General features: G+C 61.8%; 15 protein-coding genes and 1 pseudogene. 9 read left to right on the top strand and 7 right to left on the bottom strand.

The genetic code is table 11. The features are described 5' to 3' along the window. Nucleotides 1–2: 2 nt before the first annotated feature. Complete coding sequence (locus LD110_RS23835) at nt 3–182, bottom strand: hypothetical protein (protein WP_308012398.1); 180 nt, start codon at nt 180–182, stop codon at nt 3–5. Nucleotides 183–794: 612 nt separating this feature from the next. Here LD110_RS23835 and LD110_RS03375 point away from each other — a divergent pair. The 4 genes and pseudogenes from LD110_RS03375 to LD110_RS24015 form a co-directional block, all read left to right on the top strand. Continuing rightward, nucleotides 795–2,114, top strand: coding sequence for a sugar ABC transporter substrate-binding protein (locus LD110_RS03375; protein WP_225496334.1), 1,320 nt, complete (start codon nt 795–797; stop codon nt 2,112–2,114). After that, on the top strand, nt 2,114–3,025 hold the full coding sequence (locus tag LD110_RS03370) for a carbohydrate ABC transporter permease (RefSeq protein WP_225496333.1): 912 nt from the start codon (nt 2,114–2,116) through the stop codon (nt 3,023–3,025). The genes LD110_RS03375 and LD110_RS03370 overlap by 1 nt, the downstream gene beginning before the upstream one ends. Continuing rightward, entirely contained in the window at nt 3,022–3,912 is an 891-nt protein-coding gene (locus tag LD110_RS03365) for a carbohydrate ABC transporter permease (protein ID WP_225496331.1), read from the top strand. The genes LD110_RS03370 and LD110_RS03365 overlap by 4 nt, the downstream gene beginning before the upstream one ends. A gap of 475 nt (nt 3,913–4,387) precedes the next feature. After that, a pseudogene (locus LD110_RS24015) lies at nt 4,388–5,050 on the top strand (LacI family DNA-binding transcriptional regulator); the annotation flags it as partial. A gap of 283 nt (nt 5,051–5,333) precedes the next feature. Here the strand turns inward: LD110_RS24015 and LD110_RS03355 are convergent. Further along, nucleotides 5,334–6,326 carry a transporter gene (locus tag LD110_RS03355; RefSeq protein WP_225496329.1) on the bottom strand — a complete coding sequence of 331 codons (993 nt, stop codon included), beginning with the start codon at nt 6,324–6,326 and terminating at the stop codon, nt 5,334–5,336. Nucleotides 6,327–6,425: 99 nt separating this feature from the next. Here LD110_RS03355 and LD110_RS03350 point away from each other — a divergent pair, with 99 nt between their 5' ends. Next, entirely contained in the window at nt 6,426–6,995 is a 570-nt protein-coding gene (locus LD110_RS03350) for a TetR/AcrR family transcriptional regulator (RefSeq protein WP_225496328.1), read from the top strand. Nucleotides 6,996–7,035: 40 nt separating this feature from the next. Here LD110_RS03350 and LD110_RS03345 read toward each other — a convergent pair whose 3' ends face one another. Then, entirely contained in the window at nt 7,036–7,620 is a 585-nt protein-coding gene (locus LD110_RS03345) for a mismatch-specific DNA-glycosylase (RefSeq protein ID WP_225496327.1), read from the bottom strand. 693 nt (nt 7,621–8,313) lie between these two features. Here LD110_RS03345 and LD110_RS23570 point away from each other — a divergent pair. After that, nucleotides 8,314–8,439 carry a hypothetical protein gene (locus tag LD110_RS23570; protein ID WP_263854827.1) on the top strand — a complete coding sequence of 42 codons (126 nt, stop codon included), beginning with the start codon at nt 8,314–8,316 and terminating at the stop codon, nt 8,437–8,439. A 67-nt stretch (nt 8,440–8,506) separates the two neighbouring features. Here the strand turns inward: LD110_RS23570 and LD110_RS03340 are convergent, their stop codons facing one another. The 3 genes from LD110_RS03340 to LD110_RS03330 form a co-directional block, all read right to left on the bottom strand. Then, on the bottom strand, nt 8,507–8,776 hold the full coding sequence (locus tag LD110_RS03340; protein ID WP_225496326.1) for a hypothetical protein: 270 nt from the start codon (nt 8,774–8,776) through the stop codon (nt 8,507–8,509). Between the two features lie 1,998 nt (nt 8,777–10,774). After that, complete coding sequence (locus tag LD110_RS03335) at nt 10,775–11,065, bottom strand: hypothetical protein (protein WP_225496325.1); 291 nt, start codon at nt 11,063–11,065, stop codon at nt 10,775–10,777. A 237-nt stretch (nt 11,066–11,302) separates the two neighbouring features. Then, nucleotides 11,303–12,688 (bottom strand): NAD(P)-binding protein, encoded by a 1,386-nt coding sequence (locus LD110_RS03330; RefSeq protein WP_225496324.1) that lies wholly within the window; start codon nt 12,686–12,688, stop codon nt 11,303–11,305. 198 nt (nt 12,689–12,886) lie between these two features. Between LD110_RS03330 and LD110_RS03325 the strand changes: the two genes are divergently transcribed. From LD110_RS03325 to LD110_RS03315, 3 genes are all read left to right on the top strand, one after another. Continuing rightward, the gene (locus LD110_RS03325) at nt 12,887–13,219 is read left to right on the top strand and encodes a DUF6457 domain-containing protein (protein WP_225496323.1); all 333 of its coding nucleotides are present in this window, start codon (nt 12,887–12,889) and stop codon (nt 13,217–13,219) included. 473 nt (nt 13,220–13,692) lie between these two features. Beyond that, a complete protein-coding gene (locus tag LD110_RS03320) occupies nt 13,693–13,899 on the top strand; it encodes a ribbon-helix-helix protein, CopG family (protein ID WP_225496322.1) in 207 nt (68 codons plus the stop codon). Further along, nucleotides 13,896–14,267 (top strand): type II toxin-antitoxin system death-on-curing family toxin, encoded by a 372-nt coding sequence (locus LD110_RS03315; RefSeq protein ID WP_225496320.1) that lies wholly within the window; start codon nt 13,896–13,898, stop codon nt 14,265–14,267. The genes LD110_RS03320 and LD110_RS03315 overlap by 4 nt, the downstream gene beginning before the upstream one ends. 758 nt (nt 14,268–15,025) lie before the next feature. Here the strand turns inward: LD110_RS03315 and LD110_RS03310 are convergent. Then, on the bottom strand, nt 15,026–15,268 hold the full coding sequence (locus tag LD110_RS03310) for a hypothetical protein (RefSeq protein WP_308012396.1): 243 nt from the start codon (nt 15,266–15,268) through the stop codon (nt 15,026–15,028). Between the last annotated feature and the right edge of the window lie 269 nt (nt 15,269–15,537).

Below are 15,537 nucleotides of genomic sequence, written 5' to 3'. Positions count from 1 at the left end.
ATTTATCCCTCGCGGCTGCCGGCCGGACACCTGCGCTTCAGCGGGAGAAGCTGCAGCCCGGAATCGTCCACCTGGGCCTGGGTGCGTTTGCCCGCGCCCACGCCGCCATTTTCACTGGAAGCAATGCTCGCGACCGGCGATTCCGGCTGGGGGATCATCGGCGTCACCCAGCGTTCAGACACCGTGGGACGCCAGCTGGCGCCACAGGACGGGCTCTTCTGCGTCGCGGAGCGGGGGAAGGGTGCTGCGCCGCTCCGTTTTTCCCCGCGGGCCCAGCAGACGGCCCGGAGTACCTCGCCGCCATCGGAGAACCCATCCCGGAGGTGCTGTTTTCCCCGACGGGCGGGGTGAGCCTTGGAGCCGCGCCTAGGTACCCGCGCGCAGCCATGGAAAACGACGACTGGGAACAGATGACGAACCTACCTGTCGCGGACAAATGTCGCCTACGTTGGCGGCAGCTGGCTCACCTAGCACGTGAAGCCTCCAGGCTCACGGGGGCCAAGTGAATAACGTGATCAGCTCCCGTCGCCCCGTGGCCGATTCTTGCCGAAAGGACAATATGTATGGCAATTTTTGGCAACCGCTTGCCTATCGTTGTTGCAATTCCCTAAAAGTACTGACATGACGGAAAAGTGAGACGAGGCCGCGGCACTACGGGTTTGAGTGCTTCACATAACGCGCCTCGTCCATTCTGCGGAAAGAACAACGGCAGCTTGGAGGATGCCGCCCCCCAACAAAGTATCGCCCCTAAAAAAGCATCGCCCACAGGGCGACCACCATCGAGGAGGATGTAAGTGGCTAAAAAAATTCGAACAACAGCACGTCTGCTGGCAGCACTCACCGCAGTTGCCATGCTTGGCGCATGTGCACCGGGACAGGTCGAAGGCCAGGGCTCGGGAGCGGCGCCATCCGCTGTGAAAAGTGTGGACCCGGCAGAGTTTGCGGGTAAGACCCTGAACTACGTCTACTTCACGGATGGGCCGGACGCACAGGCGACGGCCCAGCTTATCTCGAAGTTCGAGGAGAAGTACAAAGTCAAGGTAAACTTGGAAACCCTGCCTTATAAGGACCTGGTGACCTCGGTCCACGCCAGGCTCTCTGGTGGGAACGCTCCTGACGTAGTCAGGCTGACAGGTTTGACCGACTTCCGTGACGACCTCCTGGATCTGCGCGGCTACCTTGGCGAAGACTATGCCAAGGCATTCCTCCCCGGCCCCGTGGTCGGCGCAACCGGCAAAGACGGCAAGATGCTTGCCGTCCCATCAGACCTGACTCTCAATGGCCCGTTCGTCAACCTGGATATGTTCAAGAAGGCAGGCGTCAGCCTTCCCGATCCCGAGAAGCCGTGGACGTGGGAGCAAATGATCGACGCTGCCACCAAGGTGCAGAAGGCAACGGGCTCACAGTACGCCTTTGCCATGGATAAGTCCGGACACCGTCTCTCTACGGTCCTGAACCAGTACGGCACGGCATTGGTCGCAAACGGGAAGTCCGCGCTGGATGCGGAAAAAGCCAAAAAGGCGCTGACGCCCCTTATCGACATGATGAGTGACAACCGGATGCCCCGAGACTTCTGGCTCGGCTCCGGATCCCGCTACTCCGGTGCCAACGAAATTTTCCTCGCACAGGATGCCCCCGTCTACCTCTCCGGCAACTGGCAGGTCGGTCAGTTCGCCAAGAACGCCAAATTTGAGTGGGCCGCCGCCCCTAACCCCTGTGCGGATAACTGCGGTGGCTTCCCGGGCGGCAAGTACATGGCTGCTCTCCAACAAAGCAAGAACCCGGCGCTGGCAGCGGAATTCATTCGGTTCATGAACAGGACCGAAAACCAGGAAACATTCATCAAAGCAGGCGGTTTCCTGCCCACCCGTAAAGACCTGACTGAAAAGGGTGTTGCCTATCCTGCCCGTCAGGCAGACATGAACGTCTTCCTGAAAGACCTGGCCCGCACTCCCGATCTTGGATACGCGGCGAACTCTGATCCCGCTTTTGTTGGTTCTGCTACTGAGCTTGTCAACGCCGTTTCCGACGTCGTAGGTGGAAAGAAGGATCTCTCGACAGCGGTGTCAGACCTGCAGAAGAAGACGCAGTCCCTCGTGGAGGAACTGCACTAATGGCAGCAGTACAAGCCGCGTCGCGCCTTCGGCAGCCCAAAGCGCCGCTGAAGATGCGCTTGGTTCCCTATCTCTTCCTGCTGCCAAACATGGCGATCTTCGGACTCTTCACCGTATGGCCGGCCATCAACGGCTTCAACATCTCGATGTACTCCTCGTCCAACGGCCGCACGTTCCGGTGGGAGGGCGCCGGTAACTACCAGCGCATCCTCACAGACGAGGATTTTTGGGGCATCGTCAGGAATACGGTCGTTTACGCTCTGTCATTCGTCCTTTTGTCTGTCGTGCTGGGCGTCATGCTGGCCGTGCTTGTTGACCAGCAACGCCGGGGTCGGACCTTCTTCCGGTCCGTGTTCTTCGTCCCCGTCTTGATCTCGCCCGTCGTCGCCGGCCTGGTGTGGAACTGGATGCTTGAGCGTCAAAATGGCCTAATCAACACCTTCTTGGGCTCCTTCGGCATACCGGAGGTCCCGTGGTTGGTGGATAACGCCCTCGCTATGGTCGTCGTCATTGGCGTCGGAACATGGATGCAGGTGGGTTTCTACATGCTTATCCTTCTGGCCGGTCTGCAAAGTATCGACCCGTCGGTCTATGAAGCTGCAAAAATCGATGGTGCGTCGCGCTGGCGGCAGTTCATCAGCCTCACCTTTCCGTTGCTGCAGCCCAGCATCCTTGTCGTTGTCGTACTTGCCACAATTCACGGCTTCCAAGCATTTGATTTCATCTACACCTTGACAGGCGGCGGCCCCGTGGGCGCAACGACACTCATCGTTCAGTACATTTACGAAAACGGCTTCGTCTCGCCAATCCGGTACGGCGTCGCATCAGCCGGCAGCGTCCTGCTGTTCTGTGCAATATTCGCGTTGACCATCGTCAATTGGATGATCGGCCGCAAAAGGGAGGCAGCATGAGCCACAGCACCATAACCAAAAGCCCTCCCGAGATCGGCCCGTCCAAGGCGTGGACGTCCACGGGGCGGAGGAAAGTCACCTCCACAGATGCGTTGAGGGTAGTCATCCTGGTGACGTCAGCACTGCTGGCCCTCATCCCCATCGTGTGGCTGGTTCTCGGGTCGTTCAAGACGCCGGCAGAACTCTCCAAGCGCCCGCCGACGCTGTTGCCTGAGTCCTGGGGGCTTTCCAATTACACGGAGGCTATGACCCGGTTCAATTTCCCCTCATACCTGACCAACAGCGTCATCGTAACCCTCGCCGCAACGTTGCTCACCCTGGCGATCAACTCCATGGCAGCCTATGCTCTGGCGAAGTACAACTTCCGGGGGAAAAACGGGCTGTTCCTGCTGACCCTCGCCACAATTATGATTCCATTGCAGGTCATCTTGCTCCCGGTGTATCAGGTTGTGGCGTCCCTGGGAATGGTCAACACCCTATGGGGTCTCATCATCCCCGCAGCAGCCACTCCAACCGGCGTGTTCATACTGCGGCAGTACATGCTCTCGATTCCCGATGAGCTAATAGAGGCTGCACGAGTAGACGGGGCAGGGGAGTTCCGCATATTTTTCCGGATCGTGCTTCCGATGTGCCGGCCGGCGCTTGCCGTCGTGGCCATCCTGTCCATCATGTGGCGGTGGAACGATTTCCTGTGGCCCCTGGTGGTCGCTCAAAGCGAGGCTGTCTACACCCTGCCGGTTGCCCTTGCCCGGTTCACCGCCGAGGAAACCGTTCCTTTCAACCTCATCATCGCCATGAGCGTCGTCACTGTTCTGCCCGTGATCATTCTGTTCCTCTTCTTCCAACGGCAAATCGTCACCGGCATTGCCAACACGGGCATCAAGTAACCGACACCCGATCCCAGGTACCAGACCGAAAATGGTAATAGTCGCCAGCCCTGTTAGGGCATTCACTCACCCGACGAGCAGGACCGTTCACGCCACAGGTACGGACGGATCGGTCAGGGGACTGGTTGGTCTCGCCTCTATGGGCTGCGCTCTGTGGGGGACGGGAGGAACTCCTCGCGGCCCAGACAGATCCTTGGACCGGGGGCCGAAGAGTATTCACTAACGGACCGGATGTGGGCCTACCCAAGGAAAGGCTTGCGCAGGCAGTTGCCACATAGCGGTCGGCCGTGGCGCCCGGCGGGCCGGTCGACCGTGTCGGTTCGGTGCCGACGTCGTGGCTCATGGCGGCCGAGGCCTTTCTCCATTCGTGGCTCAACCACGGGCCTCGATTCGGGATCTAGTTTTTAGTGGAGCCCAACGCTAGAAACCCGAGGCCTGACATTCGTAGAGCCGAACGTGAGCGCGCACATGATCCATGACGAAAATCAATAGGCGGTCACCCCGTCTAGAGGATGTGGCGGAACCGGCGGGAGTGTCACACCAGACGGTGTCTCGGGTGATCAACAATCATCCGAATGTCAGCAAGGCCACGCGCGCTCGTGTGGCGGCCGCCGTAGGCGAGCTCGGCTACCGGCGTAACACGGCGGCCCGGAATTTAGTCACGCGGATGTCGCACGGGATGCTGGGCAGCGAGCTGTCCCAGTACGGTCCCGCCAACACACTGCTGGGCGTTGAGCAAGCCACGCGAGATGCTGGCTAATTCGTCAGCATTGCAGCCCTTCGCAGGCGGTTTTCTATGCCATCCGGCATTTCCTCGATCAGTCCGTGGACGGCATTGTAGGTGATCGTGCCGCATATCCGAGACCCTCTTGGCCCTCGCAGAGTTGAAACCCGGTGTCTCCGTGGTGGCCGTGGGATCGCTGGGCAGTGGGACGGTGAGCGCCGCCATGGTGAACCAGAAGCGGGGCGCGGAGCTTGCCGTCGGGCATCTGATGGAGTAGGGCACCAGCGGGCCGGCCAGATCGCCGGCCCGCAGAACTGGATTGATGCAGCGGCGCGTGCCGAAGGCTGGAGCGCGGCGTTGCGCTCGGCCGGGCTGGACGACAGCCTGGTGGTGGAGGGGGACTGCAGCGGAGGCTGCGATGGAAGGCCGTACTGCGAGTAGTGTGACTTGCGGATCAACATGGTGCAGAACCGTTGCACCCTTGGATGCTGCGTCAGCCATGTGGGGCCGGTTAGAGGGGCCGGCCCGAACGCACCGCCAAGCCTGTCACCCATTGTCCTTTTGAAGAGCTTCCCACCTGCCTACACGAACTGTTGCCGTTGGATTTGGGTGTCGTTCTGATAAACCGATGATGCTCAGCCCTCTACAGGCGGGAGTGCTTCAGGTCCGGCGATGCGTTGCTATTTCTGGTATCTGGTCATTGCTGCCTGGCCGCGCGGGTCGTCGCCATGAGCAGGAGGATCGATTTCGTCGAGATGACGACGACGAGGAGCGTGACAGCGGCGAGGACTCCGATGGTGATGGCCTGCCAGGCAATCGGTTGGAACAGGTGCAACCATGTGATGGCCAAGGCGGCGACGCTGGCTACGGGGAAAGTGAATGACCAGTGGCCGAGCGAGAACGGCAGTGTGCCATAGCGGGGCAAGAGCATTACTTGGATCAACACCATCAACGCGGTCATCACGATCAACCCTTGGAACACATAATCGGCTCGACCGTCGGAGATCTTGAGCCACGCGGCCCCCGCGACGGCTGGAGGGGCCATCATGATCGCAAGTGTTGGGACGAGCGCGGCAGGCATGGCAGGTCGCAGGGCAAGCCGGAGAAAGAAAAGCACGGAAAAGACCAGCCAGAAGGAGATACCGACCGTGAAGCTTCCAAAGGCAAGCCAGACAGGCCCGGTCTCCGCGGCCGTCAGCGCCCCGACCAGGCCGGCCGCACTGATCGGCAGGAAGTAGCCACCGTGGACGGAGTCGAGGGTCAGCTCCCCACGCATCCAAAACCTCAGAATCCACGCCGCGAATGCCGCCGCGGACGCAATCGAGATCAACGTCAGCGCGGTCCCCGCAAGTGGAACGCTCTGGTGAATGCCAGCTCCGAGCAGCATTGCGGCGATGGGAAGCAAAGCCGCAAGTGGCCCCTGAGTGGCGTGGGTGAGCTGATCGAAGATCGATTGGTCGGCGCGTCTACCGCGATGCACGTGAACCGCGATTGTCCAGATCCATGCGATCGTCGCGATTACCCAGAACGCTTGCCCGAGTTGGAACGCGACGCCGAGCGCGGAAGTTGCAACGGACCAAACTTGCGCGAGGCCAGCCAAACCCAGTGGGATGGCGAGCGTGTTCAATGGGACGCGAGTGGGCGCAGTCGTTGCGGAGACGGCTTGCGTCACGGAGAGCTGATCAGCCAAAGGAATGCCTTCCTGGGAGGGGCCGCGGGATCAGAACGATGAACCACCGCGCCAGTTATTGACCTTGAGGTACAAAACTGTACACGGTATTCTTTCCACGTGGGTAGACCGATGCGTTTTGAGACAGACACCGCTATCGACAAGGCGATGGACCTGTTCTGGCAGCAGGGGTATGCCCGAACGACGCCGCAGGAGTTGGCAAGTCAGCTGGGGATCGGCAAGGGAAGTCTCTACAACACGTTTGAGAGCAAACACGCGCTGTTCATGCGTGCCCTTCAGCGATACAGCGAGATACGACTCCAGTACCTGACCGATCTGTTCTCAGCGCCTGGGGCGATCCGGCCGCGTCTCAGGGAAGCGATGACTGTCCTTGCGGGCGTCGGCGAGCACCAGCGAGGATGCGTCATGGTCAATGCCGAGGTGGAACTCGGCACCGCAGACGATGAAGTGACCCGCATCGCGGACAGCCTCTTCACAGGTATCGAGTCGGTGTTTCGGCGAGCAATCGCACGGGGACAAGAATCGGGTGAATTTGGCGCAGACCGGGATGCTGGAACTGCCGCTAGTCAGCTGCTCGCATCCGTGATCGGGCTCAGCGTTCTCGTCAAAACAGGTGGGCCATCGGAGCGGCTCGGGATCGTCCTCGACGGCATCATCGATGAATTGTGACGTCGAAGAGAACCTACGCTGAGACCTGCAGGCGTGCCAGTCAGGCTGATGCTGAGAAGAGTTCGATGCCGGCTGCCAGCGCGACTTCGCGATAGGAGTCTGCCAAGTCAGCGAGGCTGGCATGCCTGTTCAAGCCGCTCGGGTTCGGGACCACCCATACGGAGGCACCTCCCAGCGGATGCGGCTGATGTCCGACCCTCGCTTGCGGCTCTGCAAAAGCCGTGCGGTAGGCGGTGATTCCCAATACGGCCACCACGGCGGGGGCGATGCCTTCGACGCGTTTGGACAACGCCTCGGCTCCAGTGACGAGTTCCTTTGCCGTGAGTTCCTCGGCGCGCGCTGACGCCCCCGCGACGAGAGAGGTGATGCCGAGGCCGCGTTCCTGCAGATGTGCAAGGTCTCCAGGAAGGAAGCCCGCGGACGCGTCTATCCGCCGATCGACAATGCCCGCTCGATAGAGGGCGGGGTAGAAGCGGTTGCTCCCGCCGCCGCCGAAGTGTGCCTGCACCGCGACGGCGCGCAGACCGGGATTAATCCCGACGAAGAGAAGTCGCGTGCACTCGCCGAGGAGGTCCGGCAGGCTCTGCCCACGGAATGATTCAAGCGTAGACCTAGTAAACCGCACCTACCCACCTTAGGGCGTGCGGCATCAGGGAGTCATGGGGTCCTTGATCGGCTAACATCCTCCGAACCATTCGGCGCCGATTTCGCCTGCGCGGAAATGCTCTGCGAAACCGGTTTGCCCGTCAGTGCGACGGGTCGGCTCTCGGCCGTCTGGTGACATTTTGCGCTGTGGAAACGCCGACATTTATCGCAGCGGCTGGAAGTGGTGGGTATTGGGCCCGTGGCCCGCTATTCAACCGGTCCAGCTGCCCAGCTACCGAGGAGGCCGCGGCGCCGCCTCTCTCGGGGTGTAGCCTCGCCAACGAGGCACCAGGCGAGGATGTCCAAGGCGCGCAGGGGAGTGATGGTCGGTTCGGAGGCCGGCCCGGCAAGCTCGCACCAGAGCGTCGAGGCCCTCTTCAAATCATCTTGTACGTGCGGCAGCCAGGCATGGCCCCGACCCCTATCCTGCAGCAATGGTGTCTCAGTTCCAAGGGTTTCGGGAGGTTGAAGGAATCCGGCAAACGGGCAGCTCCGTTTTTCAAATGCGTCACACCATCCCCGCGAAAGGTATGCACAGGACCGGCAGGTCACTCCGGCGCAGCCGACATGGAAAGACAAATACTCACTACCCGTGCCAGGTGGCATCGAGGCTTCTAGTCGGAGGCATTCGCGTGCGCCAAGCCAAGTAACCCAAACTCCAAGAGGGGATTCCTTGAAACGTAAGTACGCGGGGTCGTTGGCCGTGATCGCTGCGTTCATCTTGGTGCTTTCCGTATGCGGCGTGAGCGGGTTCTTCGTAGCGCTCCTGGTCGTCGCGGCCGTCGTGCCCCAGGGGTAACGGCTCCGTAGGCTAGTCAGGCTTGGGCCTCTGACTCAGGAGGCGGAGGGGTCCCCATCGTTGACGCCTATCGACCGTCCCCGCGCGAAATGGGCGTTGGCGATTCATTGAGCTCCCGGCAGCTCTTCCCGGGGTTGCTCAGCCGGATCCACTCGTAGTCCCACTCCTGCATGTCCCGAACGTGGCGGACCTTTTTGGTGGCGCGCATCTGGGCCGCGAGATCGTCGCTGACGAGGGCCGGACGGGGCGGGTCCATGACTGGCTTGGGCTTGGGTGGAGTGGCCGGCTTGGGCGGAGCTTTGGCGATGCGGACGAGCGCCACGGTCAGTGCAACCACGCCGAGAGCGATCAGGAGAACCTACCAGTACTGGATGAGGAGCCCGATCACGACGAGGGCGAGGATGGGGCCACACGCGCCGGCGCCGGCGACGGCGCTACTTGAGCGACGACGTTTCGTTGCCATGCTGCAGGATCCCACCTGGTGCCGACAATCTTTGCGGGCAGAAGCGCTCGAGGGCCAGCGAGCTTGATTTCACGCTTTGGTTCATCGGTTGCGAACCCCCGCATTTACGACGGCTTGGGGATGTTGGATTCTCAGGCCGTCGGTCCGACGTGACGTGAATAGGCGCCGGTCTCTTCACCCTTGGCTCCCCGTGGAGTTATCGAACGTGAACGTCACTATCGCACCGTGCCCGAGGAATGTCACGCGTAGCTACTACTCGACTTGGCGGGAAAACCGTGCGGAGACTCCGAGGATCACTCAGATCGAGCCTGCCCGCCGCGCGATGGTCCAAGGCGCCAGAGACGCCACGGACGTTGGCTGGACGATTGAGCTTTCGGCTCTCGTACTGACGTCTCGCACTGGCCGCGGTCGAACACGAACCGCACGAATCCGGAGTACATCACCAAACCGCGAGTCATCCGCTGGTTAGCCGAGGCGGTGTGGGCAGTTCCCATATCTGTGCGTATTCGCCGGAAGCCTTCGGTTGGCGCCGGACCAGCCGCAGACCATCCTTGACTACTTTAATCACATTGACCAAGGGTCCGAAGACGACGAAATTCGTGGGGGATCACGCTGCCGGCCGCGTCTTTCCGTCCCAAAGGATCCCGGAAACGCAGTGCAACCTTCTCGCCGACGCGGAGGCAGACTTCCGGCTCGTCCTCGATACCAGAGAAGACGGCATTGTATTCCTGCAACGGACCGGGAAATCCCCCCGTCAAGGAGAAACCGGAAACCCCAGGTCCGCCCACGAGTGGCCCAGATGAGCCTCACTTACGGCTCCTGACAGAAGGCCGGATCCTCAATCAGGGTATTGTCACTGGCCGGAGCGGCCGCCGTGTCAGTATTCCAGCCAGCCATGGCTGGGTCCTTCAACAGATTCCCAACAGTGAGCCGCGACCGGCGCCGCTCCCTGCAGTTACTCGTCGTGTGGATGCACACGACGCTAGGCAGTATGGCTCTGGCAGCAGGACCGGCGCTGCTGCACACTAGTCCAAGCTGCATTCACATATGTCCCTGAGCAGCATGTCCATAGGCAGGGCAGTGGCGTGGGGCGACATCGACCAGCTCTAACCGTCACCTCGTCGAATCGCCCCGAGCAGGCGTCAGTATCACCGCTGGCTGACCGGCTTGTACCTGGCATCGCTCAACCGCCCCGTATCCGGTTAAGCGATTTCCGGTCATCAAATCTCGAAGGCCCCACCTCGAACACAAGGCAACTGCCGCGCCCCTTGAAAGGGGGTGCGGCAGTCGCTTTGCATTGTTCAAATCTGTTCAAATCTGTCAGGAAGGGCGGTGTTGACAATGTTAACGGAATCGGCGGCGGACTGGGTCGTACATCGGTCGAACTGGGCCGGATTGCTTACGTTTTCTGGAGTTCCTTGTATTTGCAGGGGCTGAATTCTGGTTCGAGTTCCACCTTGGGCACACGTTTTCCCTTAGGCTGGGCGGTTTTTGGGCCCCCGGCCGGTGTGGACACTGTCCACACTTCTGGGAGTGAAGTGTCGCTAGGGTGTCCTGGCCGTGTTATTCGGTTGTCCTGGCCCTGGTGTGGCCAGCTTCCTCCATTCCTTGATTTTCTTTGATCGCTTGCTTGGTTTCATTCGTTCATGGCGGCTCTGTGGCCGCACGACATGACTTTGGGGTTTCCCTGCAGGAACGGTCGCGTCCTTCGGGAGCATGAACCCCTTATTTTTGATCCTTCACGTCAGTTCATGCTTGCCCCGGTCGCTGACTACATACAATCGCCGAAGGACTTCCATTTGTCCTTAGTCTGGGGTGCGCCGCGACCCAGGGCTGTTTCCTCACGGGCCCGTGACGCCGGGGCCTGGTGTCTTAGCCGTCCGTTACGCCGGCCAGCAGCCACTGTTCCGAGAGCGGGTCCCGGCGCAGGTGGAACGTCCGCCGGGCGGACGTCGACGCGCCCAGGCGCACCTGGAGGCGCCAGTGCTCGACGCTGACCAGGTCACCGGACCCGACCGGCGCCCGGCGGCTGGTTTTCCACCAGTCGCAGCGGTCGAACCAGTGCACCGGCTCGGCAACGACGGCCCAGATCCGACCCTCGTGGCGGACGGCTAGGGGAACGCCTTTCGCGGTGAAACTCGCAGGAGCGGAGATTCGCCGCAAGGGCCGTGCAGAAGAGTCCCAGTTGCCTACCCCTTATGCCTACCCCTTAAGACCGGGACTCTTCTGCTCTGAAAGGCACCCCTGGGTGACGGCGAGCATACAAAGCCCACTAACCACACATCAACAACGCAAGGATCCCGCCCCATCGGGCACGAAGCCGCAGCCGCCGGTCTCGTCTCGAGCCTGCAGCACGAGTCTCACCGCCCCTCAGCGATCGCCGGCCGCGGATGGCCGGGGTCACGCCGAGGCGATGAGGCGGGGGAGGTTGGAGAGCGCTCCGGCGGCATGGGCTCGGCTGCGCTCGCGAGCCTCGGGGAGGCGTGGGTCGTCGGCGTAACGCTCCAGCTCGGCGAAAGGATACAGCCGGCTCGTGCGCGACCAGGCGGACACGGCCGGATGCTGGCCGCGAGCCCGGGCGTTCGCCATCAGCGCGGCGTAGGCGATGAGGAAGTCGACATTCCGATCCCAGAGGTGCAGCGGGCGGCACAGTTCGTTCTTCTGGTCGTCGTCGTGGAGTTCGGCTTCGACGACGCCAAGCATCGCGTACTGGAACGAGACGGTGCCCCAGAACATCGGCTGAAGGGTGATGCGGCCAGGCTCGAAGATCGGGCGCAGTGGCGGCCGGACGAGCCCCGGCGCCGCGCAGTGGAGGTGCAGCGTGTCGCGTGTCGTGGGGATAATACCGTCGTCGAGGATGATGCGGTCGCGCTCGACAGTACGCACGTGACCGAGGCGGACGACATCCTCGATTCGCCGGAGGAGGGCGATCTCGGCTTCTCCGACGATCGCGCCGTGGAACATAGTGGGCGGCACCGCGGGATCGACCCGCAGCAGGATTCCCTGTTCGTCGAGCCGTGCGAAGAGATCGTCAACCGTCGTCGCTTGGGCCATGGCCTCGATCTGTGCGGCGTTTGCGACGTACTGGTCGACGACGAGGTCGTGCGGCTGCAGGTAGCGTCGATTCGGCCACCATCCCTCGCGCGGTTTGATCCACGTGAGGTCGGCGGGGTCCACACCCTGCTCGAGAAGCCACACACACGTGTCGAGGGCTGTCTTTCCCGCGCCGATCACCGTGAAGTGTTCGGCCGGGTGGGCGAGTCGGGCGAGCCCACCGGTGGGGATGCAGCGGACTCCCTCGGCCACGGCGAACGGCGGGGCGGAGGTGGCGGGGATGCGGCCCTCGAGGTACCTCGCATCCACCACGCGGCGGCGCACGGTGACGGGCACGGTGCGGCCGTCTAGGCGGGAGACGATCCGACCCTCGTCAACGAACTCGCACTCGGGCAGGTAGACTACACGACCGGTCGGCAGGAAGACCCGCGTCATCGCCTCTTCGAAGTGCGCGCAGATCTCGCTCGGGCCGGCCAACTCGTACATGCCTGCGTTCGTGCCGCTGACGTCGCGCCTGTTGGCTCCGAATGGCACGGATTCGACGCCGTAGAGGTTCGCGGGCTGGTGCAGCCGAACGAACGGATATGCGTCCTGCCAGTGTCCGCCGGGTGCGTGCCGGCGATCGACGATCGCAACCGTGGCATCCGAATGCGCGAGGATCCGGTCGGTGAAGACCATCCCCGCTGTCCCAGCGCCGACCACCAGATAGTCGGCTTCGATGCGCCCGCGCACGCACTCACAGTAAAAAGATTCACACCGAATGGCCAGCACCTGCGTAGCGAATTCCGCGTCCCGCTGGCTGCCGTTTGAAGTGGCTGTTGGGAGAGATGACCCGGTCCGTGAGCGAGACCCGGGCGCGCATCTCATCTCCTGTAGCTGATTCGGAACGCGGCCGTTGCATGGATGGCGCCGAAAATGGAGAGCCCTGACATGCCGGATTTTGACCTGTATGGTCGTGAAATCCGCCATGCTGCACACCTAAGGCGGCCTCAGAAAGGGAGCCCTATCCAAGCCTTGGAGAAGTGGAGCCGTGATCTCGCTCAAGCTCTGCAGATCCCCGATTTGCACATCGATCACGAGATGCTGGAGCTCGCTCGACGGTCAGCGGACACGATCACCGACGCTGCTGCACCGGTCACAGCCTTCCTGGTCGGCTATGCTGCCGGCTCACGGGGACCAGGAGGCTCCGACTCCATCGCCGCCGCTGTGGGCGTAGCTATTGATCTTTGCGATAGCATCGGCCAATGCGAGCCAGGGGAGTGACGGGAGGCCATCCGGCTTCCTGACGTTTTGGCCGGTTTCCCATGGGCCAGGTTGTAACCCGGTTCCCTGAGAGCATGCTTTCGGTCATTGGACTGACGGGGACTTTCTGGTAGCGGAGTCCCCGCTGGGCTGAGGGGCCGGAGTGCAACGGGGACCGGCCGATCACGAAAAATTCGTGAGGAGATAAGCGACGGGGAGCGCCGAGCGGATTTTTCGTGGGGAGGCAGGCGCGCAGCGCCCTGGTTGCGCGAAGGGCGCGCCCAGCGAAGATGGCGTCATCAGAATGCAGACGCTGCTGTTAGTGATTAGCGGAGGACGCTGCCGATGTCGGACTCGACAAGTCGCGGTCCTGGCGTGGGGTCTGGTGCGATACGTGCCGCCGAGTCATTAAAGGACGCTCCCGGCCCCGCGGCATTGCCTTTGCAGTCTTGTGAGCAGGAGCCGCTCAGGTACTGCTTTGGTACCATGACGTTATGGCCATGAATTTGCGGGTTCCCGAAGATCTTGATCGGCGTTTGGAGCAGTTGGCCGCCGAGGAACATACGTCGAAGTCTGCTCTGTTGTTGCAGGGTGCGGAGTTGGTGCTGCAGCGGTATGGGCGCCGTCGTGAGATCAGCGAGGGTTTGGAGTTCGTGATGAGCCATGACGCGGAGCTGCTCAAGCGCCTCGAGGACGCGTGACTTCCTACCTGGACATTGAGGATGCCCTGCAGGTTGTTGACCGGTACGGGTTCCATATCCGGGATGTGGGGTTGCTGGCCTCGGCGCTGGCCCGGCCGGCGACGACGGTCATGGGGTCGGAGGCGTATCAGGGGTTGCCGTTGAAGGCTGCAGCGTTGTTGGAATCGGTGACCCGGTTCCATCCTTTGGTGGACGGGAACAAGCGCACTGCGTGGACGCTGATGGTGCTGCTGTTGTGGATCAACGGTTATCAGCATGATTTCAGCACCGAGGAGGGGTTCGACCTGGTGGTGGGGGTCGCTGCCGGTGATGTGTCGCTGCAGCGCAGTGCCGAGCTTATCGCTGCCCATCTTGTGGCCAGGCAGTGATTCCCTGATTGGCAGCGGCTGCCCGGCCGGCTCTGACATGTGGCCATGCATTTCCCACGCCTCCGCCCGTGAGACGCAGGAAGGGGAAGGGAGCCGCCACGAGGGACCCCGAGAAATCAATCCGTAATGGCCCTAAACCCGAACACAAAGCGACTGCCGCGCCCCTCGAATTGGGGTGCGGCAGTCGCTTTGTCTTGTTCAAATCTGTTCAAAATCTATCAGGGAAGGCCTTGTTGACACTGTCAACAAGAATGGCGTCGTACTGGGTCGTACATCGGTCGGATTGGGCCGGATTGCGGAAGTTTTCTGGAGTTCCCTGTGTTTCCAAGGGCTGAAATGCGGTTCGAGTCCCACCTCGGGCACGCGTGTTTCCGCAGGTCAGGGACTGTTTTGGGTCTCTGACCGTGTGTACACTGTACACACCCTATGGCGGTGTGCTGTCCGCGGTGGCTCGGACCGGTGTCCTCGCCGCGGTATGAAATTGTGGGTGGCGGTTTCTGTGACCGGGTTCCTTCCTTTCGCGGATGCGTGTCGGCTTGCTCTTACTCCTTCATTGCCGCGCCGTGCGGTTGCAGCATGACTTTGTCTGGCACCGGGGGAGTTGGCCTGCATCGGCTTGGTGGTTCTTCTCGTTTCACGCATGTTCATGGTGGTCCTCGTGGGCTACTGCATGACTAGTGAAATAGTTCCGGTGTCCACGGCCACGCCTGCCTACGGGTTGCGTTGGCGGCGGACATGGCCGTGGGCCTCGAGCCGCATCAGCGTCTGCCAATTGTCTGGGCCTGCACACGGACGTTCCGGGCGAGCATCGTCTGTGTCATGGGTCCCTCGGCGACCAGGACATCCAGGGCGATGACACCGGCGTGGGTCAGGCCCATGCCGCATACCTTCTCATTCCACGCGTCTTCAACCAGCAGCGGCGCGGTTGACAACAGGCGAGCGGTTGCCCAACGCTCCATGTCAGGCAGAGAGGCACTATAGGACGCGGCGTTGCGTTTCACGGGAGGTCATCAGCCGGGCGGTCTGGTCGTCGGAGTCTCCGTCCTTGGGTTACCCGGGATCCCCACGCGCCAGGCGCTCTTGGGGAAGAGGATCCTTGAAAATCCAGTGCCACTTGGGGTTGCCTTGCGAGTCTGCGAGAGGTTGGACGTCAAACATGCCGGTAGCCGTGAGACGGGCCACCGGTCTGCGGCCCATCTGGCCGTGCCGCCCCATCGGCGTTGAGAGGACCGGACTACGAATGACGGGGTGAATATCTCAACGTCCGACG

This window comes from Arthrobacter sp. M4 (assembly GCF_020251205.1).
In the GTDB taxonomy this organism is placed as follows: Bacteria; Actinomycetota; Actinomycetes; order Actinomycetales; family Micrococcaceae; genus Arthrobacter.
Note: the sequence above shows the minus strand (reverse complement) of the source record. Positions and strands in the feature narration are given on the sequence as shown.